Source organism: Catenulispora sp. GAS73, assembly GCF_041262085.1.
Lineage (GTDB): Bacteria > Actinomycetota > Actinomycetes > Streptomycetales > Catenulisporaceae > Catenulispora.
Window position 1 is genome coordinate 52,407 of record NZ_JBGCCM010000009.1, and the last position, 25,543, is coordinate 77,949.

The 25,543-nt window shown below is 69.9% G+C and carries 27 protein-coding genes; 16 read left to right on the forward strand and 11 right to left on the reverse strand.

Features of this window, described 5'->3' with window-relative positions; genetic code table 11:
• Positions 1-98 precede the first annotated feature (98 nt).
• On the forward strand, positions 99-1,121 hold the full coding sequence (locus ABH935_RS15370; protein WP_370378555.1) for a hydroxyacid dehydrogenase: 1,023 nt from the start codon (positions 99-101) through the stop codon (positions 1,119-1,121).
• Between the two features lie 23 nt (positions 1,122-1,144).
• Positions 1,145-1,984, forward strand: a complete 840-nt coding sequence (locus tag ABH935_RS15375) for an alkaline phosphatase family protein (protein ID WP_370378556.1) — start codon at positions 1,145-1,147, stop codon at positions 1,982-1,984.
• A gap of 11 nt (positions 1,985-1,995) precedes the next feature.
• On the opposite strand, the gene ABH935_RS15380 is transcribed toward ABH935_RS15375, so the two are convergent.
• Entirely contained in the window at positions 1,996-2,802 is an 807-nt protein-coding gene (locus ABH935_RS15380) for a hypothetical protein (protein ID WP_370378557.1), read from the reverse strand.
• Between the two features lie 208 nt (positions 2,803-3,010).
• Here ABH935_RS15380 and ABH935_RS15385 point away from each other — a divergent pair, with 208 nt between their 5' ends.
• Both ABH935_RS15385 and ABH935_RS15390 read left to right on the forward strand, forming a co-directional pair.
• Positions 3,011-4,372 carry a magnesium transporter MgtE N-terminal domain-containing protein gene (locus ABH935_RS15385; protein ID WP_370378558.1) on the forward strand — a complete coding sequence of 454 codons (1,362 nt, stop codon included), beginning with the start codon at positions 3,011-3,013 and terminating at the stop codon, positions 4,370-4,372.
• Positions 4,373-4,876, forward strand: coding sequence for a DUF1003 domain-containing protein (locus ABH935_RS15390; protein WP_370378559.1), 504 nt, complete (start codon positions 4,373-4,375; stop codon positions 4,874-4,876).
• 6 nt (positions 4,877-4,882) lie between these two features.
• On the opposite strand, the gene ABH935_RS15395 is transcribed toward ABH935_RS15390, so the two are convergent.
• Together ABH935_RS15395 and ABH935_RS15400 are read right to left on the reverse strand one after the other, a co-directional pair.
• Positions 4,883-5,239 carry a glyoxalase gene (locus ABH935_RS15395; RefSeq protein WP_370378560.1) on the reverse strand — a complete coding sequence of 119 codons (357 nt, stop codon included), beginning with the start codon at positions 5,237-5,239 and terminating at the stop codon, positions 4,883-4,885.
• 36 nt (positions 5,240-5,275) lie between these two features.
• Entirely contained in the window at positions 5,276-6,082 is an 807-nt protein-coding gene (locus ABH935_RS15400) for a methyltransferase domain-containing protein (RefSeq protein WP_370378561.1), read from the reverse strand.
• 273 nt (positions 6,083-6,355) lie between these two features.
• Here ABH935_RS15400 and ABH935_RS15405 point away from each other — a divergent pair, with 273 nt between their 5' ends.
• Both ABH935_RS15405 and ABH935_RS15410 read left to right on the forward strand, forming a co-directional pair.
• Positions 6,356-6,823 carry a MarR family transcriptional regulator gene (locus ABH935_RS15405; RefSeq protein ID WP_194905229.1) on the forward strand — a complete coding sequence of 156 codons (468 nt, stop codon included), beginning with the start codon at positions 6,356-6,358 and terminating at the stop codon, positions 6,821-6,823.
• 294 nt (positions 6,824-7,117) lie between these two features.
• Positions 7,118-8,002 (forward strand): SGNH/GDSL hydrolase family protein, encoded by an 885-nt coding sequence (locus ABH935_RS15410; protein WP_370378562.1) that lies wholly within the window; start codon positions 7,118-7,120, stop codon positions 8,000-8,002.
• Positions 8,003-8,015: 13 nt separating this feature from the next.
• Here the strand turns inward: ABH935_RS15410 and ABH935_RS15415 are convergent, their stop codons facing one another.
• The 5 genes from ABH935_RS15415 to ABH935_RS15435 all read right to left on the reverse strand — a co-directional run bounded on the left by ABH935_RS15415 (position 8,016) and on the right by ABH935_RS15435 (position 13,310).
• The gene (locus ABH935_RS15415; RefSeq protein WP_370378563.1) at positions 8,016-9,683 is read right to left on the reverse strand and encodes an MFS transporter; all 1,668 of its coding nucleotides are present in this window, start codon (positions 9,681-9,683) and stop codon (positions 8,016-8,018) included.
• Between the two features lie 134 nt (positions 9,684-9,817).
• Positions 9,818-10,372, reverse strand: a complete 555-nt coding sequence (moaC, locus tag ABH935_RS15420; protein WP_370378564.1) for a cyclic pyranopterin monophosphate synthase MoaC — start codon at positions 10,370-10,372, stop codon at positions 9,818-9,820.
• Positions 10,369-11,610 carry a gephyrin-like molybdotransferase Glp gene (gene glp / locus ABH935_RS15425; protein ID WP_370378565.1) on the reverse strand — a complete coding sequence of 414 codons (1,242 nt, stop codon included), beginning with the start codon at positions 11,608-11,610 and terminating at the stop codon, positions 10,369-10,371. Before glp ends, moaC begins: the two co-directional genes overlap by 4 nt.
• Before the next feature lie 78 nt (positions 11,611-11,688).
• On the reverse strand, positions 11,689-12,609 hold the full coding sequence (locus tag ABH935_RS15430; RefSeq protein ID WP_370378566.1) for a UTP--glucose-1-phosphate uridylyltransferase: 921 nt from the start codon (positions 12,607-12,609) through the stop codon (positions 11,689-11,691).
• A 14-nt stretch (positions 12,610-12,623) separates the two neighbouring features.
• Positions 12,624-13,310: a GGDEF domain-containing protein gene (locus ABH935_RS15435; protein ID WP_370378567.1), complete on the reverse strand. Its 687-nt coding sequence runs from the start codon at positions 13,308-13,310 to the stop codon at positions 12,624-12,626.
• Between the two features lie 41 nt (positions 13,311-13,351).
• Between ABH935_RS15435 and ABH935_RS15440 the strand changes: the two genes are divergently transcribed.
• The 5 genes from ABH935_RS15440 (at position 13,352) to ABH935_RS15460 (ending at position 18,386) form a co-directional block, all read left to right on the forward strand.
• Positions 13,352-14,023, forward strand: coding sequence for a 5-formyltetrahydrofolate cyclo-ligase (locus tag ABH935_RS15440; protein WP_370378568.1), 672 nt, complete (start codon positions 13,352-13,354; stop codon positions 14,021-14,023).
• Positions 14,024-14,092: 69 nt separating this feature from the next.
• Entirely contained in the window at positions 14,093-16,423 is a 2,331-nt protein-coding gene (locus ABH935_RS15445; RefSeq protein WP_370378569.1) for a SpoIIE family protein phosphatase, read from the forward strand.
• Positions 16,424-16,576: 153 nt separating this feature from the next.
• On the forward strand, positions 16,577-16,963 hold the full coding sequence (locus ABH935_RS15450; RefSeq protein WP_370378570.1) for an FmdB family zinc ribbon protein: 387 nt from the start codon (positions 16,577-16,579) through the stop codon (positions 16,961-16,963).
• A gap of 137 nt (positions 16,964-17,100) precedes the next feature.
• Positions 17,101-17,655: an RcpC/CpaB family pilus assembly protein gene (locus tag ABH935_RS15455; protein ID WP_370378571.1), complete on the forward strand. Its 555-nt coding sequence runs from the start codon at positions 17,101-17,103 to the stop codon at positions 17,653-17,655.
• A gap of 59 nt (positions 17,656-17,714) precedes the next feature.
• Positions 17,715-18,386: a nitroreductase family protein gene (locus tag ABH935_RS15460; RefSeq protein WP_370378572.1), complete on the forward strand. Its 672-nt coding sequence runs from the start codon at positions 17,715-17,717 to the stop codon at positions 18,384-18,386.
• 4 nt (positions 18,387-18,390) lie between these two features.
• Here the strand turns inward: ABH935_RS15460 and ABH935_RS15465 are convergent, their stop codons facing one another.
• Positions 18,391-18,930 carry a hypothetical protein gene (locus ABH935_RS15465; protein ID WP_370378573.1) on the reverse strand — a complete coding sequence of 180 codons (540 nt, stop codon included), beginning with the start codon at positions 18,928-18,930 and terminating at the stop codon, positions 18,391-18,393.
• A gap of 80 nt (positions 18,931-19,010) precedes the next feature.
• Here ABH935_RS15465 and ABH935_RS15470 point away from each other — a divergent pair, with 80 nt between their 5' ends.
• The 4 genes from ABH935_RS15470 (at position 19,011) to ABH935_RS15485 (ending at position 22,705) form a co-directional block, all read left to right on the forward strand.
• Positions 19,011-20,291 carry a serpin family protein gene (locus ABH935_RS15470; protein ID WP_370378574.1) on the forward strand — a complete coding sequence of 427 codons (1,281 nt, stop codon included), beginning with the start codon at positions 19,011-19,013 and terminating at the stop codon, positions 20,289-20,291.
• Between the two features lie 67 nt (positions 20,292-20,358).
• Positions 20,359-20,928: an FHA domain-containing protein gene (locus ABH935_RS15475; RefSeq protein WP_370378575.1), complete on the forward strand. Its 570-nt coding sequence runs from the start codon at positions 20,359-20,361 to the stop codon at positions 20,926-20,928.
• A gap of 97 nt (positions 20,929-21,025) precedes the next feature.
• The gene (locus ABH935_RS15480) at positions 21,026-21,304 is read left to right on the forward strand and encodes a hypothetical protein (RefSeq protein WP_370378576.1); all 279 of its coding nucleotides are present in this window, start codon (positions 21,026-21,028) and stop codon (positions 21,302-21,304) included.
• A gap of 102 nt (positions 21,305-21,406) precedes the next feature.
• A complete protein-coding gene (locus tag ABH935_RS15485; RefSeq protein ID WP_370378577.1) occupies positions 21,407-22,705 on the forward strand; it encodes a hypothetical protein in 1,299 nt (432 codons plus the stop codon).
• Positions 22,706-22,917: 212 nt separating this feature from the next.
• Here the strand turns inward: ABH935_RS15485 and ABH935_RS15490 are convergent, their stop codons facing one another.
• Positions 22,918-23,682, reverse strand: coding sequence for a LamB/YcsF family protein (locus ABH935_RS15490; protein ID WP_370378578.1), 765 nt, complete (start codon positions 23,680-23,682; stop codon positions 22,918-22,920).
• 117 nt (positions 23,683-23,799) lie between these two features.
• Between ABH935_RS15490 and ABH935_RS15495 the strand changes: the two genes are divergently transcribed.
• Positions 23,800-24,612, forward strand: coding sequence for a hypothetical protein (locus tag ABH935_RS15495; RefSeq protein WP_370378579.1), 813 nt, complete (start codon positions 23,800-23,802; stop codon positions 24,610-24,612).
• On the opposite strand, the gene pheA is transcribed toward ABH935_RS15495, so the two are convergent.
• Positions 24,599-25,543, reverse strand: a complete 945-nt coding sequence (gene pheA, locus ABH935_RS15500; RefSeq protein ID WP_370378580.1) for a prephenate dehydratase — start codon at positions 25,541-25,543, stop codon at positions 24,599-24,601. The genes ABH935_RS15495 and pheA overlap by 14 nt on opposite strands.

Here is a 25,543-nt window from a genome sequence, read left to right on the forward strand (position 1 = left end):
CCGGTATGACCTCTACGTGCTCCTTCTTGACCCCATCACGTCAGCGACCTACAGTCCGGAGCTACGAAAACGGTTACATGAACTGAGAAGGAGACTCGATGGCCGACCGCGCCGCCGCGTTCTTCGCCCTGCGCCCGGACGTCGCCGACGCGGCGTTCCCCGCCGCGCTGCGCGCCCGGCTCGACGCCGTCGTCGAGATCGACCACGACCTGGTCGTGACCGACTTCGCCGAACCGCGCGCCCGGCGGGCGCTGGCCGGCGCGGAGGTCCTGCTCACCGGCTGGGGCTGCCCGATGCTGGACGCCGACGTGCTGGACGCGGCGCCGAACCTGCGCGCGGTGATCCACGCGGCGGGCTCGGTGAAGCACCATCTGGGCCCGGACTTCTGGGCGCGCGGCATCCTCGCGTCCTCGGCCGCGGACGCCAACGCCTATCCGGTCGCGCAGTTCACGCTGAGCGTGATTCTGCTGGCCGGCAAACGGACCTTCGCGATGGCCCGGCAGTACGCCCGGGGCCGCTACAAGTCGTCCGCGACCTCGCCCCGGTTCGGCAACGCCGGCCGCACGGTCGGGGTGGTCGGCGCGTCGCGGATCGGCCGGCTGGTGCTGCCGATGCTGGCGCGCGAGAGCTTCGAGGTGCTGCTCGCCGATCCGACGCTGAGCGCCGCCGAGGCTGCGGCTCTGGTGCCCGCGCCGTGGTCGGTCGAGCTCGTCGAGCTCGACGAGCTGCTGCGCCGCAGCGATGTGGTGACCCTGCACGCGCCGTCCCTGCCGGAGACGCATCATCTGCTCGACGATCGGAGGTTGGCGCTGATGCGCGACGGATCGGTGCTCGTCAACACCGCCCGCGGCGCCCTGATCGACACCGAGGCGCTGGTGCGGCACTGCGCGGCCGGCCGGATCGACGCGTTCCTGGACGTCACCGACCCGGACGAACCGCTGCCGCCGACGCATCCGTTGTTCCTGTTGCCGAACGTGGTCGTGACGCCGCACCTGGCCGGGGCGATGGGGACCGAGGTGGCGCTGCTCGGCGCGTACGCGGTGGCCGACGTCGAGCGGTACGTCGCGGGGCTTCCGCTGCTCGGCGCGGTCCGTGAGGATGATCTCGCGCGGATCGCTTAGCCGACTCACAACCCAGGGGAGAGATGAGCACTTCACGCGTACTGGTCATCGGGATCGACGGCACCCGCCTGGACTTCCTGGAGGCCGAGCCGACGCCGAACATCGACCGGATCATCGGCGAGGGCTTCCTGGCCCCGGTGTGGATCGAGGACGGCACGCCGACGGTGTCAGGTCCCTGCTGGGCCACCGCCGTCACCGGAACCACGATCGACCGGCACAACATCAGGAGCAACGACTTCGCCGGGCACCGGCTCACCGAGCACCCGGACTTCCTGACCGTGCTGACGCGCGACTTCGGCCTGCACACCTATCTGGCGATCGGCGCCTGGCCGCCCCTGGCCACCACCGCCGACCACGGCCCGATGTTCGCCGCGCCCTCGCGCCTGAGCTTCGCCACGTTCGGGCAGTCGGCCCCGGGCTGCGACCGCGGCGACGAGGCGATCACCGGGGACGCCGAGCGCGTGCTGGCCGCCGAGGACGTCGCGGCGGCGTTCGTCTACCTCGGCGTGAACGATGCCACCGGCCACGACCAGGGCTGCGGGGATCTGTACCGAGCCGCGATCCGCCGCACCGACGCGCGGGTCGGGCGGTTGCTGGCCGCGGTGGCGTCGCGACCGGAGCGGGCCGCGGAGAACTGGACCTTCATCCTGGTGACGGACCACGGCCAGGTGCTCGAAGGCGGCCACGGCGGCGGCAGCGAGGCCGAGCGGACGGCGTGGATCGCGGCGTGCGGTCCGGGCATCGAGGGCGGCGCGGACTACGGGACGCTGCGGCATGTCGACGTCGCGGCGCATGTGTACGCGGCGCTGGGGGTCGAGCCGGAGATCGTGCTGGACGGCAAGGCTTTCGCCTCGGTGGTGTGAGGGGATCGCTACTACTTCGCGATCTTCGCTATGTCGACGACTTGTCCAGGCGGCGGCGGGTTCAGCGTCACCGGCGTGCCGTAGTCCATGAACTCCAGCGTCCCGCCACCGGGCGGCAGCACCCGCTCCAGGTAGGGCTCGCCGTCGATGGCCACGTACACCCGGGTGTCCTTCGCCCCGGACAGCACGATCGACTTGGTGCCCCGGATGTCCTTCTGCCCGTCCTTGCCCAGCGACCCGATGCCCTGCATGATCTGGGAGAGCAGCTGGCGGGGATCGGTCAGCGAGGCAAACGTCTGGTACTGCGCGTCGGCCGGGCCGATGTGCAGGTAGTTGATCTGCATAGCGGTCACCGCGATGCTGTTGTCCGACGAGCTCGAACTCGGGCTGCCCGCTGAGGTCGAGGGGGACCCGGACGCGCTCGGCGCAGGCGAGGTGTCGCCGAGCCGCGACAGCACGGAGCGGTAGAACGCCTGGTCGCCCTTGACGTAGACGTCCGGCCCGACCCGCAGCAGCTCGATCACCTCGGTGCCGATGGTGACGGTGCCGGAGGCGCCCTTGTCCTTCTCCAGCCGCAGGTCCAGCGCGACCTGCTGAGCGCCGGAGGTGAACTGGCCCTGGATGTGCACGCTGCTGGCGTTCAGCACCGCGTCCTCGGCCGTGGCGACGATGGATCCGGCGCCCTTCTTGGCCACGCCGTTGGTGCCGGTGGATCCGCATCCGGCCAGCGCCGCCACTGCCGCGACCAGCGCGGCGCCTACTCTGACGGCGGTTCCTCGGGACGTGCGCACGATGCTCCAGTCAATCGGTGTCGCCACGAGACTAGACGGTCGGCCGACCCGACGGAGAAGGAGTAGCGGAGTCGGCCACGCCGGTCCCGGAACCGGTAGCCTGATCACATCATCGGACCTGGGAGGTCGCACGGTCGGCGGCGTTTCAGTGAGCCCGTGTGGCAGCACATTCACCATGACCACCGGTAGTCGGCGCCCCCACCGCCGGCGACGTCGACCGGATGCGGAGGTTGACTTGAGGGCCCTGTCCCGCGTTTACGTCTCCCACCTTGCGGGACGCTCCGTGTTCGACGCCGACGGCGAGCCGGTCGGCCGGATCCGCGACATCGTGGTCAGCATGGGCGCCGGCGACAGCGCGCCGCGCGTGCTCGGCCTGGTGCTGGAGATGCACGGCCGGCGGCGGGTGTTCCTGCCGATCGGCCGGGTCACCTCGATCGAGAACCAGCAGGTGGTCTCCAGCGGCCTGGTGAACATGCGGCATTTCCAGCAGCGGCCCGGAGAGACCCTGGTGCTGGGCGAGCTGCTGGACCGCCGGGTGACGCTGAAGGCCACCGGCGAGACCGCGACCGTGCGGGACGTGGCCCTGGAGCCCGAGCGCGCCGGCAAGGAGATGGCGGTCACCAAGCTGTTCGTGCAGAAGGCGGCCAAGGGCGGACTGCGGCGCCGCGGCGAGACGCTGACCGTGGACTGGGACGCGGTCCAGGGTCTGGAGGTCTCCGGCGAACAGGGTGCCGCCGAACTGGTCGCGGCGCTGGACAAGCTGCACGCCGCGGACCTGGCGCAGGTCATGCACGAGCTGTCGCCCAAGCGGCGCGGCGAGGTGGCCGCGGCGCTGGACGACGACCGGCTGGCCGACGTCATGGAGGAGCTGCCCGAGGACGACCAGGTGGAGATCCTGGGCGAGCTGGAGTCGGAGCGCGCCGCCGACGTGCTGGAGGCGATGGACCCCGACGACGCCGCGGACCTGCTCGGCGAGCTGAGCACGGACGAGGCCGAACGGCTGCTGGCCCTGATGGAGCCGCAGGACGCGAACCCGGTGCGGCGGCTGCTGTCCTACCGCGAGGACACCGCCGGCGGGTTGATGAACTCCGATCCGATCATCCTGCTGCCGAACGCGACCGTGGCCGAGGCACTGGCGCTGGTGCGCGACGAGGAGCGGACGCCGGCGAACGCCTCGCTGGTGTTCGTCACCCGCGCGCCGACGGAGACGCCGACCGGCCGCTACCTGGGCGCCGTGCACATCCAGCGGCTGCTGCGCGAGCCCCCGATGGCGCTGGTGTCGGCGGTGGTGGACGTCGAGCTGGAGCCGCTGGCCCCGGACGCGCCGCTGAACGAGGTCACGGCGTACATGGCCACGTACAACCTGGTCGCGGCGCCGGTGGTGGACGCCGACGACCGGCTGCTGGGCGCGGTGACCGTGGACGACGTGCTGGACCACCTGCTGCCCGACGACTGGCGGATGCGGCCGGGCGGCCATCCGCACGACGAGCTGCCGCCGGAGGCCCGTGAGGTCGTGGAGCTGCTGGAGGAACAGGACGGCGCGGACGGCACGACAGCCGGCCGGAGCCGGGCCGGCACCGAGGCAGGGGAGCGATAAGTGGCGCGCGAGTACATCCCGCCGCGGCTGGACCAGCCCCGGGGACGGCGTCAGGTCTCGTTGAAGCCGTCGTTCGACCCGGACGCCTTCGGCCGGGTGTCGGAGACCATCGCACGGTTCTTCGGTACGGCGCGGTACCTGGTGATCCAGACCGTGCTCGTCATCGTCTGGATCGGGCTGAACATCCTGGTGATCACCAGGGCGATCCGCTGGGACCCGTATCCGTTCATCCTGCTGAACCTGGCGTTCTCGACGCAGGCCGCTTACGCCGCGCCGCTGATCCTGCTGGCGCAGAACCGGCAGGCCGAGCGGGACAAGGTGCAGATCGCCGAGGACCGGAACCGCGAGGAGATGTCGATCGCGACGATGGAGTACCTGACCCGGGAGATCGCCTCGCTGCGGATGGCGGTCGGCGAGGTCGCCACCCGCGACTATGTGCGCGGCGAACTGCAGGCTCTGCTCAAGGAGTTGGAAGAGCGGGCGCGGGACATCCCCCGGGACTAAGAGACCCTACTGCTGGATGAACTCCAGCCGGTTGCCGTGCGGGTCGTGGGTGTGCAGCCGGCGCCGGTCGGGGACGGTCTCGTCCCAGGTGTACTCGTAGCCGGCCGCGGTGAGCGCGGCGACCAGCTCGTCGATGTCGGTGACCAGGATCGCCGGATGCGCCTTGCGAGCCGGGACGAACGGCTCCTCGACCCCGGTGTGGATCTCCAGGCCGCCGGCCGCGAACCAGCAGCCGCCGCGCGCCGCCAGGACCGGCGGCTTGGGCAGCTCGGTCATCCCCAGGACGCCGACGTAGTAGGCCCGTGAGATGTCCTCGGCGCCCTTCGGGACGGCCACCTGGGCGTGATGGAGTGCAGCGAGCATCGTCGTTCTCCCCTCGGAATCACTCTGTCCAGAATGTCAGGCGGCCCGGCCGATGGCGAAGATCCGGCGGTACGGCAGCAGCTGGACGGTGCGCCCGCCGATCTCGCGGATCGGGTAGGCGGCGCGGACCAGGGCGTCGTACTCGGCCACGAAGTCCGCGGCGTCGCTCTCGTTCAAAGCCCTGATCGCCGGACGCAGCGCGGAGCCGCGCACGAACTCGGTCACCCCGCAGGGCACCTTCGGGTCCGGGTCGGCGGCGACCAGATAGGTGTACGTGGTCTCCCACACGTCGGGCTCCAGCCCGGCCTCGGCGAGCTTCCCGAGGTAGACCGCCGGGTCGTGGGAAGCAGGCTTCTGCAGGTCGGCCGGGACCCGGTCGCCCCACCGCTGCTTCATCTCGGCCAGGGCCAGATGCGAGGGCGCCTCGAAGTTGCCGGGGACCTGGAAGCCGAACACCCCGCCGGGCGCGAGCTGCGCGGCCAGGCTCGGGAGCAGGTCCAGGTGGTCCGGGACCCACTGCAGCACGGCGTTGGCCAGCAGGACGTCCACCTTGCCGTCCGGGTGCCAGTCCCGCAGGTCGCCGAGTTCGAACTCGACCTGGCCGGGCACCGCCTGCTGCTGCGCGACCTCGATCATCGCCGGGGAGGAGTCGACGCCCACGATGCGGGCGTCGGGCCACCAGTCGACCAGCAGCGCGGTCGCGTTGCCCGGGCCGCAGCCCAGGTCGACGACGGTGTGCACCTCGCCGTCCGGATCGAGCTGGGTGATCAGGTCCAGGAAGGGGCGCAGGCGGTCGTTCTCGAAGCGCAGGTACTGCTGGGCGTTCCAGATGTCGCCGGCCATGACGCCTCCTGGCGGTGGGATGTTCGGAAAAGTATCTCGACATCGAGATACCTAGAGTCTGCCCGGTCAAGAATCTCGATGTCAAGATGCTCGGCGCCGACCTTCCCGGTAGGCTGGGATCTCGGAACAACGGCGAGGAGTAGGTACGCGGTGGAGACGCCACACACGCACGACCTGAACGCCGTCGCGACCCCCGCCGAGAACGGCGCCGCCGCCCCGGCCGGCTCGCTCCCCGGACCGGACCCGCAGGGCTGCCGGGACGAGGTCGACCGGCTGGTCGAGGCCTGGCGGCACGAGCGCCCGGACCTGGACGTGGCCCCGCTCGAAGTCCTCTCCCGGGTCTCGCGCCTGGCGAGGCACCTGGACCGGGCGCGCCGCACGGCCTTCGCCGAGCACGATCTGGAGCCGTGGGAGTTCGACGTGCTCTCCGCGCTGCGCCGCGCCGGCGCTCCTTACCAGCTCACACCCAGCAAGCTGCTGACTCAGACGCTGGTCACCAGCGGCACGATGACCAACCGCATCGACCGGCTGGCCGCCAAGGACCTGGTCAAGCGGCTGCCCGACCCCGGCGACCGGCGCGGGGTGCTGGTGCAGCTGTCGGACACCGGCCGGGAGCGCGTGGACGGCGCCTTCGAGGGACTGCTGGCCCAGGAGCGCGACCTGCTCGACGGGCTGTCCGCCGACGAACGCAAGGCCCTGGCCGGGCTGCTGCGGACGCTGGTCCTGCCCTTCGACAACTGACTCCTTCTGGCTCCTTCTGATTCTTCTGGCTCCTTCGAGCACTGATCTCATCGGCGACTGAACCCGTCGAACGCTGACATCAGGTGCTGTTTCGACACGAACTGGGTCTTTTCAAACGCGGATCCGGCGATGTCGCGGTTGCCCTCTCCGGCAATGTTTTCCGCGCCGTTAACAACGAGTCACCTCCCCCTACCCCTGATGGCTACCTGCCGGTAGCATCCGGGTGTTCGCCGCCACATCTGTGCGAAGAAGCCCTGAAGGCGGCGCGATCTCCACGGGAGGGGACCCAAGAGCATGCACGTTCCCAAACTCAGCCTGCGCAAGGCAGCCGCGGTCACGGCCGCCGCGCTGTGCGGCCTGGCGGTGAGCGCCGGCCCGGCGAGCGCGTCGGACGGCTGGAAGCACCGGCCCTACGACTACTACCTGGCGCTCGGTGACTCGCTCGGCGCCGGCTGGCAGCCGAACGCGGTCACCGGCCAGGGCTTCATCAGCGGCCACGGTTACGCCGACGACATCGCCGCGTCGCTGAAGGCCCATGGCACCAAGTACGTGAACCTGGCGTGCCCCGGCGAGACCACGGGCTCGATGATCCACGGCGGCTGCTCGTACCCGGAGCCGTACAAGAGCCAACTCGACGCAGCCGCCTCGTTCCTGAAGGCGCACAAGGGCGACCGGGTGCTGGTGACCATCGACATCGGCGCGAACGACGTCGACGGCTGCGCCAGCGCTACCGGCCTGGACATCCAGTGCGGTCTCAACGGGATCAAGCAGACTTCGCAGGACCTGCCGGTCATCCTGAAGACGCTGCACGCCGCGGCCGGGCACAAGACCGAGTTCGTCGGGGCGACGTACTACAACCCGTTCCTCGCGTCGTGGCTCACCGGGTCCTCCGGCCAGAGCACCGCCGTGCTGTCAGCGGTCTTTTCGAACCTGTTCAACGCGGTCTTCGCGGTCGAGTACCCGCTGTACGGGGACCGGGTCGCGGACGTCGGCTCGGCCTTCCAGAGCAACGACTTCGTCGACCAGGTGCCGCTGAAGCCGGGACTCTCGGTGCCGCTGAACGTGGCCCGCATCTGCCAGTGGACCTGGATGTGCGCGCCGGCGCCGGTCGGACCCAACATCCACGCGAACGACGCGGGGTACCAGGTGATGGCGAAGGCCTTCGAGGCAGCCTTCTGACAGCCCTCTGCCCTTATGCAGTCGCGGCTTCTTTGGCGGGCGGCTTCGCATCGGACAGGTACCCGAGACCACCGGTGGAAGCCGTCCGTCCGGAGCGCATGAAGTAGGTACCGATCAAGGCGATCGCGCCCGCTATGGCACAGGCTATGAAGATCTGCGTATAGGCAGAGTCAGTGAAGACTCCCGCGCGCTCCGTTATACCGGTCTTCGGATCCGGAGTACCCGCGAGCACCGTCTGGCCGGCCACTATCAGCTTCACAGGATGGGCTGCTTGGAAGGCCGCCGCTATAGCGGTTCCCACCGCGGTACCTATGGAGTTGGACACTCCTAGCATCCCTGCGGTAATCCCCTGCTGCTCCGGTGGAGAGGCCTCTACAAGGAGGTTCGGCGTAGTCGCGTAGTAGGCGCCGAATCCGACGCCGAAGACGATGCCGACGAGCGCCAACGTCAGTGCTCCGTGATGCGCTGCCGCGTAGATGCCACTGGTCACGGCAAAAGTGAACATGCCCACGAGCAATGGCTTGCGCGCGCCGATCTTCCCGGACAACTGGCCCGAGGCCGCGCCGGAGAACATCGCGACGGTCGAACCCCAGACCTGGACGCGGAACGCCAAGCCGAGCAATGTGAATCCGAGCCCGTAGCTGAGGTTGCCGAGCACCTTCACGGGGATCTGGTCCGGCTGCACCAGTCCCTTGAACCGTGCCGCCGCGCCTTGTTGGGTCATGGCGATCAGGCCGTTGTGGGTCGGGGTGGAGACCATGTACGGGATCGCGAAGGCCTGGATGCCGACCACGATCGAGGCGAAGAAGGCGATGAACAGCACCATCGAGACCTTCGGTGAGAACAGCAGCCGCAGATCGATGATCGGCTGGCTGATTCTCTTCTCCAGCCCGACGAACGCCCCGATGAGGAGCAGGCCGAGGATCAGGTAGCTCAGATAGAGCGGATCGGTCCAGCCGACGTTCGCGCCGTTCGACACGTAGAGCAGTGCGAAGCCCACGCCGCCGGCCAGCAGCAGCGCGCCGAACGGGTCCAGCTTCTGGCGGGCCCGGAACTTGGTCTCCGGGCAGATCAGGAACACCAGCGGCAGCGTCACCAGGGTGTAGATCACCAGGAACCAGAACAGCGCCTTGTAGCTCCAGCCGGCGGTGTCGGTCAGCACGCCGGAGAGCATGATCCCGCCGACGCCCGACACGCCGAGCCCGGTGGACACCAGCCCGATCGCCAGCGGCACGTACTTGCGCGGGATCAGGTCGCGGATCAGGCCGTAGGCGACGGTGGCCGCGGCGATCGCCACCGCCTGGAAGGCGCGCCCGATCAGGAAGAGCGTCCAGTTGCTGGTGGTGGCGCAGATCAGCGAGCCGATCAGGAATGACACCCCTACCGCCAGCAGCATGTTGCGCTTGCCGTACAGGTCCGACAGCTTGCCCAGGATCGGCGTGGCGGCCCCGCCGACCAGCCCGAAGATGATGGTCATCCACGCGATGTTGCTGCCCACGCCCGGGAAACTGCGCCCGATCAGCTGCGCCGCCGGCGACACCATCGTGTACTGCAGCGGCGCGACCTCGGCGAAGAGTACGACGACCACGATGACGGAGAAGATGCGCGCACGGGACGCGTCGTCCAGGCGTCCTGTGTCGTTCTCAGGGGGAAGTGCCGCCGCTGTACTCGAATCGGTCATGGCGCGTCCTTGAAATCTCGGGGAGATGTCTGATCGGCCTTGTACGAACCCGACCTGTGAGGATGCTCACAGTCCGCGTTCGGGGCACCATGACACCGAGACCTCGAACTCGCAAGAGTTATCGAGCGGGCGCCCTAACCCTCGCGCGACCAGTCCCCTGACACACCGCCAGATTTCGTTTCCACCCGGACTCGGGTCAGGACCGCGGCCGGGTCGACCGCCTTGACCATGTCGATGACGGTCAGCCCGGCGACCGCCACCGCGGTCAGCGCCTCCATCTCGACGCCGGTGCGGTCCGCGGTCTTCACCGTCGCCGCGATGGCGACGCCGGTGTCCTCGACCTCCAGGGCCACCTTCACGCCGCTGATCGCGATCGGGTGGCAGAGCGGGACCAGCTCGGGCGTCTTCTTCGCGCCCATGATGCCGGCGATGCGCGCGACCGACAGGGCGTCGCCCTTGGGCATGCCCTCGCCGCGCAGCAGCTCCACCACCTTCGGCGAGACCTCCACGAAGCCGGTCGCCCGCGCCTGGCGTGCGGAGACCGGCTTCTCGGTGACGTCGACCATGCGCGCGTCGCCGGTGGCGTCGACGTGGGTCAGGCGGTCGGACTTGCCGCCGCCGGCCGCCGGGGCCGGAGCCGGCGCCGGGGCCGCCGCCGAGTCCTGCTCGCTGTGCGCCGCCTCGGTCATCGGATGCCGCCGTCCAGCACGATCACCTCGACGTCGTCGCCGTCCACCACCTCGGTCACGTGCTCGGGCACCACTATCAACGCGTTCGCCAGGGCCAGGTCGCCGACCAGGTGCGAGCCGTGGCCGCCGACCGGCCGGACGCTCAGGCCCAGCGGGTCGTAGACCCCGCGGGCGAACTGGCGCTTGCCGTCGGGCGAGGTGAAGGCGCCGAAGCAGGTCGCGGTCACGGTCTTGCGCGGCCCCGTCGCGATGCCCATCATCTTCTCGATCGCCGGGCGGATGTAGATCTCGAAGGAGACGTAGGCGGACACCGGGTTGCCCGGCAGCGTGAAGATCGGGATCCGGTCCTCGCCGACCGTGCCGAAGCCCTGCGGCATCCCCGGCTGCATCGCGACCTTGGTGAACTCCACGGTGCCCAGCGTCGAGAGCACCTCCTTCACCACGTCGTACGCGCCGACCGAGACCCCGCCGGTGGTGATCACGATGTCCGCGCGGATCAGCTGGTCCTCGATGGCGTCCAGCACGCCCTGCGGGTCGTCGCCGACGATGCCGACCCGGATGCCGGTGGCGCCCATGGCGTTCACCGCGGCGGTCAGCGCGGGGCCGTTGCCGTCGTTGATCTGGCCCGGGCCCAGCACTGTTCCGGGCTCGACCAGCTCCGAGCCGGTGGACAGCACCACGACCCGCGGGTGCGGGTGCACCGGGGCGTGGACCTGGCCGATCGCGGCGAGCAGGCCGATCTGGCGCGGACCCAGGCGGGTGCCGGCCTTGAGCACCACGTCGCCGGTCCTCACGTCGGAGCCGAGTATCCGGATGTTCTGGTCCCGCTCCGGGACCCGGGTGATGCGGACGCTCTCGGTACCGGCGTCCGTCCACTCCACCGGCACGATCGCCTCGGCGCCGTGCGGCACCATCGCGCCGGTCATGATCCGGGCGCAGGTGCCCGGCTCCAGGATGCCCTCGTGGACCGAGCCGGCCGCGATGTCGCCGATCACGCTCAGTTCCGCGGGGCTGTCCACAGCGGCGCCCTCCAGATCGGCCAGCCGCACCGCGTAGCCGTCGACCGAGGAGTTGTCGAACGGCGGCAGCGAGATGGACGCGACCACGTCGTCGGCGAGCACCAACCCGTTCACATCGGTGATCGGGAGCTCCATCGGGGCGAGCAACTGCACAGTGTCGAGGACCGTCTTCAGGTGGTCGTCGACACTGCGCATCGTCGCGTTATCGGAATCGGACATGCGTCCATCATCCCTTATGCCGCGGACACGGACGTCAGCGGCGTGTTGATCTCCATCGATGTGATGGAGATCAACACGTCAGTCCTGGAAGCCCTCGCGGACGTAGGACGAGAGCCACTCCCGGAACTCTTTGCCGAGATCGGGACGGTCCACCGCGAGCTGGACCACGGTCTTCAGGTAGTCGATGGGGTTACCGGTGTCGTACCGGCGCCCGGTGAACACCACGCCGTGGACCGGGCCGCCGATGTCCGGGTCCCCGGCCAGGGTCCGCAGAGCGTCGGTCAGCTGGATCTCTCCACCGCGTCCCGGAGGGGTCTCCCGCAGGACATCCATTACCGCGGGGTCCAGCACATAGCGGCCGATCACAGCGAGATTCGAGGGCGCCTGCTCCTTGGCGGGCTTCTCCACCAGATCGGTGATCTGGATGAGGCTGGTGTGCTCCTGGGCCAGCGCCGGACCGTCCGCCGCCGGCTTCACCGCGGCACACCCGTACATGTGGATGTGCTCTTCGGGAACTTCAATAAGGGCTACCACTGAACCGCCGTAGCGCTTCCGAACCTCGATCATGGCCGGCAGCAACGGATCCCGGTCGTCGATGAAGTCGTCACCGAGCAGGACGGCGAACGGCTCGCCGTGCACATAGGACTCCGCCTTGAGGACGGCGTGGCCCAGACCCTTGGGATCGCCCTGCCGGACGTAGTGGACGTTGGCCATCTCCGAGGACGCGCGGACCTGCTCCAGCCGGACCGTGTCGCCCTTGGCGGCCAGCGCCTCCTCCAGCTCCGCGGCACGGTCGAAGTGGTCTTCCAGGGGCCGCTTGTTGCGGCCGGTCACCATGAGGATGTCGGTCAGGCCCGCGGTCACCGCTTCTTCGACGACATACTGAATCGTCGGCTTGTCGATGACCGGGAGCATCTCTTTGGGCGTCGCCTTGGTCGCCGGCAGGAACCGGGTACCCAGACCCGCCGATGGAATGACTGCTTTGCGAACCTCCACCATGGATCGGGACGCTATCAGGTGATGTGCCAACTTCCATGAGAATCTCGTTTAGCTGCCATGAGTTGTTCATCAGCGACGCGGAGAAGCGTCGCGGCGTGCGTCCCGTGATCGGGGAAGATCACACCGCCGACGGAGATCGTCAACTGGAACGGACCCTGCTCGGGATCTCCGTCCGGACCTGCGTCGAAGGTATGTTTGCGTACCGCGTAGCAAAGCCTTTCGGCGACCTTCGCGGCGGTGTCGGCGTTGGTGCCCGGCAGGATGAGCACGAACTCCTCGCCGCCGTATCTGGCGAAAGTGTCGGCGTGTCGCACTTCCAGCGCCAAACGCTGGGCCAACTCGCGAAGGACCGCGGACCCCCGCTGGTGGCCATAACCAGCGTTGACCTGGCGGAAGTCATCCACATCGATCATCAGCAAGGCACCGCCTATGCCGGTGGCTCGCGCGGTCTCCAGTTCCCGGGCCAGCGCGCCCTGCAGATAGCGGTAGTTCCACACGCCGGTCAGCGGATCGAGCGCGGAGAGCCGTTCCAGATCCTCTCGGCCCTGCTCCAATCCGGTCACCTCGATGGCGGCTTCGGCCAGAGCGGTCCGGGTGTTCTCCTCCAGGCGCTCCATCCGACTGCGCAGGGCCAGGTTCATGCCGGCTAACGCGGCGCAGGCCACCGCCAGCAACACCAAGACCACCGCCGTGAGGGACATCGGTGGGGCTCCTCTCCCGGCCTGGCATTCTTGAGCACAGCATGACGAATCAATCCAACGACCCGGGCCTTGCCAAGGGCACGATCCGGTCACGGTTGCTGGCCGCCCGGCGCGCGTGCGCCCCGGAGCGGCGTGCGGCGTGGGCGGCTGCGGCGTGCGAACTGCTGGTGGAGCAGATGGTGGCGCAGATGGTGGGGCACAGCGGTGGGGAGAACGTGGTCGCCGCCTACGCCTCGTTCGGCACCGAGCCGGACACCGGCCCGCTGCTGGCGGAATTGCGCGGGCGCGGTATTCGCGTCCTGTTACCTATTCTAGAGAATGACATGGACCTGTCGTGGGGGTGGTTCTCCGGCCCTGATTCACTCGTTCGAAGGATTCCGCCCGGCGGCTCCCGGCCGAGCCCGATCCCCGAGCCGGCCGAGTCACTGGGTGTGGACGCTGTGCTGTCAGCCTCTTGGATCGTCGTACCGGCCCTCGCGGTCTCGCCCACTGGTATGCGCATGGGCCGCGGCGGCGGCAGTTACGACCGGGTGCTGGCCAGGATCGAGGCGTCCCCGCGCCCCGCACGCCCCCGGGTGGCGGCCCTGCTCTACCCCGGAGAGCTGGACGTGGACGTCCCCGTGGAGCCCCACGACCGCCCGGTCGACATGGCGGTCGCGGGCGAAACCGTTCGCCATTGGGGCCAATCTCCCGGCGGGGTTCTCTCGCGCTGAGGGGACCGCTAGTGGCAGACTCGGCGCTTAAAGAACGTCAGGGTTCGGCAGAGCGGTTGGGTACCTCACATGCGACGTCAGCCGGGGACCGGGGAACAGCTCCCGCATGCCCGGCCGCAACCGTCGGCCGAACTGGTGCCCGCGAACAGCACCCAGACCTCGGCGATCTCGGTGCTGGAGGCCCTGCCCGACCCCGTCGTGGTGCTGAACCACCGGGGGCAGATCACCGGCTGGAACCCGGCCGCTGAAGAGCTGTTCGGTTGGTACGGCGAAGAGGTCCTGGGGCGGCCCTGGACCGAGTTCGTGGTCGTCGACGGCACCAACGGCAACGCTCTGTCACACCTGGACTCCATCGGGTCGACCGTCCAGCGCGGCGGGACCTGGGAGGGTTCGTTCCCCATCACCACGCGCAACGGCGACTCGCTGCTCGCCCGGGTCCGGGCCGCGCCGATGATGAGCGGCGGCATGGTCACCGGCACCGTGGTGACCGCGATCGACCTGTTCGGCTCCGACGCCAGCCGGGACGACCAGCAGCGCGCCGCGGCCCGGGCCGCTGTGCGCGCCGCCGTGCTGTCCCGCGCGGGGATGCAGCTGGGGACTTCTCTGGACACCGGCCGGACGCTCGCCGCTCTGGCCGAGATCCTGGTCCCGGCGTTCGCCGACACCTGCGTCGTGGACCTGCTGGACGAGAACGGCACTGCGCAGCGTCTGGTGACGGTGCACAGTACGGACACCTCTCCGTGTCCTCCTATGCGCGCCGGTACAGAGATCCACTACCCGGCGCGTCATCCTTGTGACCGCGCGCTGCGGACCGGACGTCCGGTCCTCATCCAGGGCGCGCCGCGTGTGAAGGCGCTGGATCCGGATGAGGAGTGCGACCGCAAGGCGCTCCTGTTGGACGCCAAGTCGCTCATCGCTGTTCCGCTGCTGGCGCCGAGCGGAGTGCGCGGCGTGCTGGCGATCGCACTGACCGAGGACGCCGATCCGACGCCGCGCTACGACACCGCGGACTTGGAGCTTGTGGAGGAGCTGGCGGCGCGGGCCGGACTGGCTCTGGAGAACGCGGCCATGTTCGACCGGCAGCGGACTCTGGCTTTGGCTCTGCAGAAGTCACTCCTGCCGACCGATCTGCCGCTTCCCGACGGTGTCTCCATCCGCGTCGGCTATGCGCCGGGAGCCGCTTCCGAAGTGAGTGGCGACCTCTATGACGTCGTCGAGCTGTCCGCCGGACGGATCGGCGTAGTCATCGGGGACGTGCAGGGGCGCGGTGCGCACGCTGCTGCCGTGATGGGCCAGTTGCGCGCCGCTCTGCGGGCTTACGCGGTTTTGGACGTACAGCCCGGCCAGCTGCTGTCGTATCTGGACGAGTTGGTTCGCGGGCTGAACGAGGAGATCCTCGTCACCTGTGTGTACGCCATCTACGACCCCTTTACGCGGCGCTGCGCTTTAGCGAACGCCGGGCATCCGCCGCCGCTGTTGGCCTCTGCGCACGGCACGTATCCGATGGAGGTCCCGCCGGACGTCCCGCTGGGCATCGGTCCGCTCGGACCGGGCGGCGGCAAGGGCGCGGTGCAGTTCGAGGACCACATCTTCAGCATCCCGCCGGGGGACGTCCTGGTGATGTACACGGACGGGGTCGTGGAACGGCGCGACCAGTCGGTGGACACCGGCGTGCGCACCCTGTGCCTGGCCATCGAGCGCGTGGTGCGCGAGCCGCGCGCGATCTGCCGGGCCGCGCTGCGGGCCGCCGGCAGCGAGGCGCACGACGACCAGGCCGTGCTCGCCATGGCGACGTCCACGGTCGACCTGCCGCTGTCGCGTCTGGCCCTCCCGGCGCGTCCGGAAGCGGCGTTCGCGGCCCGGCACCACACCCGGGCCGTGCTGCGCGAGTGGGGCCTGAGCGAGCACGCCGAGCTGGCCGAGCTGCTGGTCTCCGAGCTGATCACCAACGCGGTGCGGCACGCCAGCGGCCCGCGGCCGACTCCGTGGTCCTTCTCCGACTCCGACCAGTACTCCGAGCCCGAGCCGCCGCCGATGGCCGAGGACATGATGGAGCTGGCGGCCGTCCGGGAGTACGCCGACCACCTCGGCGCCCTGGACGAGGACAACGAGATGGACCTGCTGGCCGAGCCCGGCCTGCTGGACGAGCTGGGGATGCTGGACGGCACGCTGTCCGCGCCCGGCGGGTCGCGGCGGCTGGACCTGGTGCTGCGGCGGGGTCTGCGGGCGCTGTGGATCGAGGTGCACGACCCGGACGTGCGGCTGCCCCGCATCCGGCAGGCCGCGGAAACAGATGAGGGCGGCCGCGGGTTGTATCTTGTGGACGCGCTGTCGGCGCGGTGGGGCGCTCGGCCCACGGACGCCGGCAAGTTCGTCTGGTTCGAGATCCCGCTGTTCTGAAGCCCTGTGAGCGCGGGGATCGAGGCCCGTTTCACGGCGTCGTCGGTGAGGTGTGTCACAGTGCTGCCCCACCGCATTGGACAGCCCACGCGCCGATCCCGCAGAATTGGCAGTCTGGCGGCCAGAGTGCCAGGTCGATGAAGGAGTCTCCCCGTGCCGACTTACCAGTACCAGTGCAAGGACTGCGGTGAAGCGCTGGAGGTCGTGCAGAAGTTCACGGACGACGCGCTGACCGTCTGCCCGAACTGCCAGGGCGAACTGCGCAAGGTCTTCTCCGCCGTGGGCATCGTGTTCAAGGGCAGCGGCTTCTACCGCACCGACAGCCGGTCCGCGTCGAGCTCGTCCACGCCGCCGGCGGCGAACGGCTCGTCCGGATCCTCCGGCTCAGGTTCGAACGGAGCCGGCGGTTCGGGCGGCTCCGGCAGCTCAAGCGGCTCGGGATCGGGCGGCTCGGCGAAGAGCGAGTCGTCGTCCTCGTCCTCTGGCACGTCGTCCTCCTCGTCGTCAAGCTCGGGCTCGTCGTCGTCCACAAAGAGCTGACGCACCCCCGGTTGTCCACCGGGTTATCCACAGATCCAAGCCAGTTATCCACAGGCCGCCCCGCGACCGGTGGACAGTCTTGACGGCGCGCTTGGATCATTACTCCCCGAAGCGTTCCGACTACGCAAGGGGGAGCCATGCCGAGCACCGCCACCGCCCGTCCGAAGCTCGTCGCCCGGATGTCCGGCCGGCGCCACACGTCCCGCACCCGACGGCTGCGCGTCCTCGGGGCCGCCGGTTTCGCCGGGGTCTCGATGGCCCTGCTGACCGCCGAACATTCCGGGCCGCCACCCCGCAGGCCGCCCCGATTCGCCGCGGAATCCCTGATGAGCGGCCTGGTCGCGGTCCCGGTGCGGTTCGCCGACGCGGGCAGCACCGGATACCTGCGCCCCGGCGACCGGATCGACGTGCTGGCGGCCCGGGACGCCGGACCGGGCGGTCCGCCGGGTCCGCCGGACGCGATCGCCGGCGCCGTCCCGGGCCCGGGTGCGGACCCGCCACGGGGTGAGACGGTGGTCGCGGCCGATGTCTCAGTGCTTGAGATCGCGCACTCCGCAGACCCCGGTTCGCTCACCCGTTCCGCCCCGGACGACGGCGGTCTGGTGTTCCTGGCTGTGGACAACGCGACCGCCGCCCGGCTGGCCCGAGCCGCCGTCGCGGCCCGGCTGAGCTACGCGCTGCGCCAGGGGTGAAGCTGTGAGTAACGCCACCCTTGCCCCGCTCCGGGAAGAAATCTACCCTGCGGATCACCATGGACATTTACGAAGCGCTCTACACCACCCGGGCGATGCGCCGGGTCAAGCCCGACCCGATCCCGGAGTCCGTCCAGGCCCGCATCCTGGACGCCGCGATCCGCGCACCCTCCGGGGGCAACGGGCAGAACTGGCGGTTCCTGCTCCTGGACGACCAGGAGAAGAAGAACCTCATCGGCCCGCTCTACCGCGACGCCCTCGACCAGCTCTACAAGACCGTCTACGCCCCGATGCTGGCCGCCGTCGCGGCCGACCCGGACAGCCCGGAGTCCCGGCAGATGGCGAAGGTCACGAAGTCCTCGCAGTGGCTCGGCGACCACTTCGAAGAGGTCCCGCTGTTCCTGTTCGCCTTCGTCCAGCGCGACCGCACCGGCGGCTCGATCTTCCCGGCGGTCTGGAACGCCCAGCTGGCCGCGCGGGCCCAGGGTGTGGGCAGCGCCCTCACCTCGATCCTCGGCGGCTTCCATGACGCCGGGGTCAAGGAGATCCTCGGCGTGCCGGCCGAGGAGAAGTGGACCCAGTCCTGCTGCGTGTCCTTCGGCTACCCGACCGGCCGCTGGGGCGTCGCCCCGCGCCGTCCGGCACACGAGGTCGCGTACCGGAACGGCTGGGGCGAGCCGGTGGGCTTCACGGTCGACGAGCCGCTGTGGCAGCCCTCCGCCGAGGCGTGAGCGGCTAGCCGAGAGCCTTCTCCTGGATCAGGTCTGTCAGGGCTCTGACCGCGTCGGCCTTGGCCGGCGACTCGGCCGCCTCGCGCAGCTCGGTGAGGCGGTCCAGGACGTCGTGCACGTCGGTGTCGGGGGAGGCGGCCTCGTCGAGGTCCACCACGACGACCGCGTCGGCGTCGGCGTACTGGACCCGGCCCTCCTTGAGGACGACCAGGGACTTGGAGGCGCCGACGGCCTTGCGCGGGGCGCTCTTGCGCTTCGGCTTGGCCGCCGCCTTCTTCTCGTCCTTGTCCTCTTTCTCTTCCTTCTCGCCCTTTTCCTCGACGACCTCGCTGACCTCGCCGGCCGGGTCCGTCTCGGGCTCTGTCCCGGGATCCGTTTCGGGATCCGTCTCGGCGGCGACTTCCGCAGGCACCTCCTCAGCGCTCCGCGCCGACTGCTCGGCGTCCTGCTGCTGCGGAATGTCAACGACTTCCTCGGGTACTTCCTGATCCTGGTTCTGGGGCATCGCCGGGGGAGCCATCGGGGGCACGGTCATCGCGTTCATGAACGTTTCAACGATCGACCCCGGACACGGTCACCCCCATCGGGACGAAACCGAAACGGCCCGGCCCGCGTCCAATCCGCATGCCACGCAAGCAGATAGCCGCGATCGCCGCCGCGTCCCTCGCCGCTCTGACGGCGTGCTCGTCCTCCGGCGGCACCGCGCAGGGAAAGGGAAACGGCTCGCTGGTGCGCACGGACGCCGCGCGCGCGACCGTCGGGCAGGGCGACCTGAGCGCCGCCTCGGCCAGTGTCAACGCCTTCGGCGTCGACGTCTTCCACTCCGTCGCCGACGGCGGCGAGGGGAACGTCATGATCTCGCCGACCAGCCTGGCCACCGTGCTGACGATGCTGATGCCCGGCGCCAGGGGGCAGACCGAGGCCCAGATGGCCAAGACCATGCACACCACCATGTCTCCCGACCAGTTCGCGAACGCGCTCGGTGCCCTGGACTCGGCGACCGTGCAGCGCGAGCTCACCGACAAGGCGGATCTCCAGCAGTACGACACCGTGTGGACGCAGCAGGGCTACGCCATCCAGCCGTCGTATCTATCGGCGCTGGCCTCAGCCTTCGACGCCGGTATCCGCCAGACCGATTTCACCGACCCCGAGGCCGCGCGCAAGACGATCAACAAAACCGTCGAGGATCAGACGAACGGACTCATCAAGGACCTCTTCGGCCCCGGGTCCATGTCCGGGGACACCCGGCTCGCGCTCACGGATGCTCTGTATCTCAAGGCGAAGTGGGCCGACACCTTCAAGAAGAGCGAGACCGCGGACAGACCGTTCACCCTGGTGAACGGCACCACCGCGAACGTGTCGATGATGAGCAACGAGACCAACTATGCGTACGCGCAGGGCAGTGGCTGGCAGTACGCGGAGCTGCCCTATGAGCAGGACCACCTGGCTATGGGCATCCTGCTCCCGGCGGCCGGCTCGTTCGACACCTTCCGCAAGTCGCTCACGTCCGGCGAGCTCACGGCTATGACGAGTTCGGCCGCACCGGCGCCGGTGGACCTGGAACTGCCGAAGTTCAGCTTCGACACCAGCCGTGATCTGGGGTCGGCGTTGAAGAGCCTGGGGATGACCTCCGTGTTCGATCCGAACTCGGCGGACCTCGGCGGCATCCCCGCCAAGGCCGAGCCGCTGCACGTGGGCGCGGTCGTGCAGAAGACCCACGTCGCCGTCGACGAGGACGGCACCACCGCGGCCGCCGCCTCGGGCGTCACGGTGGTGGCCGGCGCCGCCAGGGCCCCGGAGCAGACCACGGAAATGCACGTCGACCGGCCTTTCCTCTTCCTCATCCGGGACACCGTGACGGGCCAGATCCTGTTCTTCGGGCAGGTGGCGGACCCCCGCGGGTAACGCAGGGCTCGACCACCCCCGCGGTCTTGCTGGACACCCGATCGGCCGCCATTGGACAATCGCTTCCATGGGAGGTCCTTCGTTCGGGAACGGGGCGTGGCAGCCACCGGACCATCGGCCGTCTGATGCCGAGCGCGACGACGCCATCGAGGCTCTGGCCGCCGGCGCCGAGGCCGGCCGGCTGTCCGGCGACACGTTCGCCCGGCGCATCGACCGGGCCCTGGCGGTGCAGTCGCACACCGAGCTGACCCAGCTCGTGTCCGACCTGCCGCTCCCGCCCGAGGAGCCGGGCTTCGGCCAGCGCGTGGTGAACGCGGTGTCGGCCGTCGCGCACTTCCGCTTCAAGGTCAAGGCGGCCTGGCGCGGCCCCTCCCTGCCGCGCCTGTCCCTGCCCGGCGGGGCCCAGGGCATCCTGCGCATCGGCCGCATGCCCGAATGCGACCTCCAGCTGTTCGACACCACGGTGTCCCGCTACCACGCCGAGTTCCGCCGCGCTCCCGCCGGCTGGTTCCTGGTCGACCTGGGCTCCACCAACGGCACCCGGGTCAACGGCTGGCGCATCACGGCGCCCACCGCGGTCCACCCCGGCGACGAGGTCGCCTTCGGCTCAGTGGTCTTCTCCCTCAACGGCCGCTGACGGCGCCCGCGCCTGTCCCCGGCCCTGTCCCCGACTCTGTCCCCTGTTCGGGGCAACGCACGGTTCCCGACCCCCGGCCCCGGTAAGAGGGTCGGACATGACGACCGAAGCGCCGCAGCCCCCACCGGCCCCGCAGGCACCGCGCACCGCGGCCGACAAAGCCCAGCGCTCCCGCATGATCGGCGGCATCGTCATCGCCGTGGTGGCGATCTGGTTCATCCTGGCCAACACCCACAAGGCCAGCATCACCTTCTGGGTGGTGACGGTGACCAGCCCCATGTGGCTGACCCTGGCGGGCACCTTCCTCGGCGGCATGCTGACCAGCCTCCTGCTGACCCGCACCCGCGCCAAGAAGCGCCAGAAGCACGAGCGGTAATATAAGACGTCTTATCTCAGATCACCCAAAACGCCCTATACCCTGTCAGACCCCTCTGCCACTCTGGTGAAACAGGCTCCAAACCACCACAGAGGGGGAACAATGACCACCCAAACCCAACCCTGGCTCCGCGCGGAACTCATAGCCGCCCCCGAAACCACCCCGGGCGCCCAACTGATGATCCCCGCCGACGGCGTGGAGTTCCACGACGACCAACTCGTCTTCCACCACCAGGGCGACGTCGTCTACGTGGCCGCCCAGGGCCAGCTCCGCTCGATCACCTGGTTCGCCAAACAACCCAACCCCGAAACCGCCCGCCGCAAGGCCCAATGGCCCAAACACGGCACCCGCTGGACCGACGAGGAACGCACGGACCTCCACCGCCGCATCCGAGCCGGTGAAAGCTGGAAGACCATCTCCCTGGCACACGGCCGCTCCCGCACCGGCTGCCAGCAGGAAGCCGTCAAGCAGGGCTGGATCCACCCCGACACCCTGCGCCCGACGCCGGAGTTGCTGCTCAGCATCGTCGAGGAGGACACCGACGCCGGCCCGCCTCGGGCCACGGCGCAAGTGCCCGCGCCGGACGCCGGCTCCGCGGACGCCACAGTGCCAACCGCTCCGAGCAGCACTGCCGCCGATGCCGCCTCGGCCCGGGCGGAAGTGCCCGCGCCTGACACCCGCTCCGCGGACGGCACATCGCCGACCGACCCGAGCCGCACTGTCACCGCCGCCCCGGCCGAAGCCCCTGCCACCACTGCGGCACTGCCGACCGCCCCGCACCATGCGGCCGCCGGGACCACGGCCGATCCTGCCGCGCCAGCTGCGCAGGCCCAATCTCCCACCGCGCCAGGCATCCCGAGCCGCACTGTCACTGCCGCCCCGGCCGAAGCCCCTGCCACCACTGCGACACTGCCCATCGCCCCGCACCACGCGGCCGCCGAGACCACGGCCGATCCTGCCGCGGCAGCTGCGCAGGCCCAATCTCCCACCGCGCCAGGCATCCCGAGCCGCACCACCGCCGAGACCACCGCCGACACCGCCGCCGGATCCGCCGCGTCACCGCCCTTCGATCCCGGCCCGCCGAACATGTCGGCGTTCGTAGTTCCGGTCGCCGGCTCGAAGGCGGTCCCGGTCGCCGCACCTGCCGGGGTATCGGCACTCACAGCCGACATCGCCATGCCGAATCCGGACCGCCCGCGGATCCCACCGCGCGTCCCCCGTCAACGCACCGACCCGAACCCTCAGCCCGAGCCGAAGCCCGACGGCGACTCCGAGAAGGATTCTGACCCCGGTTCCAGTCCCGGTTCGCGCTTTCTCTCCCGCGCCCAATCCTCGCTGGCCCGAGCCACACTCGGCGCGTACATGAACCCGCCACGCGGCCAGTCCGGCACGGCGACCTGACGCCTCGCGTCAGCCCCGGCCGTCGACCATCCGGCAGGCGGATCCCAGCCTGATCACGGGATATCCCACCGCCGCCGGATGGTCGGCCGGACAACACTCGTCGCCGAAGCCGAGAAGGCGACCGCGAACTGAACCCTCGTGTGCAGCGAATCGATCTTGCGCGTGGCAATTCGACCGCTGCCGTCCCGCCGAACCTCAAAAACCCACCGCGCTCAGGTGAACGCGCCGACCTCGACTCCCACCGAGCGCAGTCCGTCGCGGACCGCGGACGCCAGGGCCACCGCGGACGGCGAGTCGCCGTGGACGCACAACGATCGCGCCGCGACGTCCACCAACGTTCCGTCGATCGCCATCACCGTGCCGGACACGGCCATCTCCACCGCGCGGCCCGCGACTTCGTCCGGGTCCGTCAGGACCGAGTTCGGGGTCGAGCGGGGGACCAGGGTCGCCTGGGGCGTGTAGGCGCGGTCGGCGAAGGCTTCCGCGACGGTCGGAAGGCCTGCGGTGGATGCCAGTTCCAGGAATACTGAGCCGGGAAGGCCCAGGACCGGGATCTGGACGTCGTGCGCGGAGGAGAACGCGACCACCGCTCTGACGACCGCCTCGGCTTGGACCGCGTCGTGCACGATACGGTTGTACAGAGCCCCGTGCGGCTTCACGTAGCGCACCCGGTCGCCGGCTGCTCTGGCGAAGGCGTCCAGGGCACCGATCTGAAAGAGCACATCGTCAGCCAGCTCGTGGGGGTCGTACTCGATGTCGCGGCGGCCGAAGCCGGCCAGGTCACGGTAGCCGACCTGGGCACCGACCCGTACGCCGCGGCCGATGGCCGCCGCACAGACCCGGCGCATGGTGGAGGGATCGCCGGCGTGGAAGCCGCAGGCGACATTGGCGCTGGTGACCAGCTCCAGCAGGGCGTCATCGTCTCCGAGCCGCCAACGGCCGAAGCCTTCGCCCAGATCTGCGTTAAGGTCGATCATCCTGCGCACCACAGTACGCCCGAAGACGGAGCCGTCACCCCTTGTCGCTCCTGTACCCTCTCTGCCGCAGTGCCCTGAGTACATCTGTGAGGACCAACCGTGGAGACTGCCCAGGCAATGAGTGAGCCGTTGTTCCAGAATCTGGAAGACGCCGTCGTGGTGGCCGAGACGGCCCTGCTCGACACGCAGGTGGCCGTCGAGTCGCTGCGTGCCGAGTTGGACCAGTTCACCCGGCTGCACCAGATCCAACTGGGCCCGTTGTACGGCCGGCTGGACGAACTGGACGCGCTCACCGCCGAGACCGAAGCCGCCATGACCGGCGACCCCGAAGCCATCCGCCGTGCGGTGGAGGCCCGGGCCCGCGTGGACGGCGAAGACCCCGTGTTGTTCGCCGCCGCGAACGCCGGCCTGCTGAACGACGAGGAGGAAGGCTCAGAGCGGTCCGAGACGCCGCCCAGGCCCCGCGAGGAGCCCTCGGCCCCGAAGCCGGACCCGGACACGCCGGTACGGCCCAGCAAGACCGCACAGCGCCTCTACCGGGAACTGGCCCGCCGGTCCCACCCCGATCTCGTCCAGGACCCGACGGAGATCGCGCGCCGGCACGCCTTCATCACCCGCGTGAACGCCGCCTACGAGAAGGACGACCTGCCCGGGCTGCAGAAGCTCAGTGAGGAGTGGTCGCTGACGTCCTCGGGCCCGGCGAAGGACAACCCGCAGCGCGAGATGTGGCTGCGCGGCCGGCTGATCTGGCTGCGCGCGAAGCAGGCGGAGCTGGCGCTGGAGCGGCAGACGCTGATGGAGAACCCCATGGCGGACGTGCTCGCGGCCTACCAGTACGACTCGCTGACCGCGCTGCGCTCCATCTCCGAGCAGCTCTACACGGCGATCGCCGAGCGGGAGGCCCTGCTGAACGCGCTCATCGGTTCCTGAGGCCGGCCAACCACTCGGCGGCCTCGCGGAAGTCCTCGTCGGAGGTCCCCCTGCGGACCTCGGCGGCGAGCCCGTCCGCGCGCGGGTAGCTGCCGAGGTACCGGACCTCGGCGGCGACCCGCCGCAGGCCGGTGAGCACCTCCCCGACCCGCGCGTCGTCGAGGTGCCCCTCGCAGTCGATGGAGAACCAGTAGGTCCCCAGCTTCGACCGCGTGGGCCGCGACTCGATGCGCATCAGGTCCACACCCCGGACCGCGAACTCCTCAAGGATCTCAAGGAGCGCGCCGGGGTGGTTGTCCCGCAGCACGACCGCGAGGGACGTCTTGTCCGCGCCGGTGCGGGTCGGCGGCGCGCCGGCCGCCACCACCATCACGAAGCGGGTGACCGCGCCGCTGACGTCGTGGATGTTCTCGGCGAGCAGCGTGAGCCGGTAGAACGGCGCCGCGAAGGACCCCGCCAGGGCGGCGTCGTGCACGCCTTCGGAGACCAGCCGCGCCGCGTCCGCGTTGGACGACGCCGCGACCCACCGCGCGTCCGGCAGGTTCTCGGCCAGCCAGCGGCGGCACTGCGGATAGGCGTGCGGATGGCTCGACACCGTCTTGATGTCGGCGAGCGCCGTGTCGGGCCGCCCCATGAGCGCGAACTCCACCGGCAGCAGGATCTCCCGCACGATGTGCAGCGCGGGCTCCTCGGTGGACAGGTCGTCGAGGGTTGCCGGGACCGCGCCCTCCACCGAGTTCTCGAACGCGACGACCGCACCCGCCACTTCGCCGCGCCGTACCGCGTCCAGCGCAGCCGGGACGGACTCGTACGGAATCCGCTCCGCTTCTCTGGCCCCGGGAACGCTGAGAAGCGCCGCCTCGGTAAACGTCCCCGCCGGGCCCAGGAAGCCGTAGCGAGTCAGGACGGGAGGCGACGCGTTCTCGGTCAT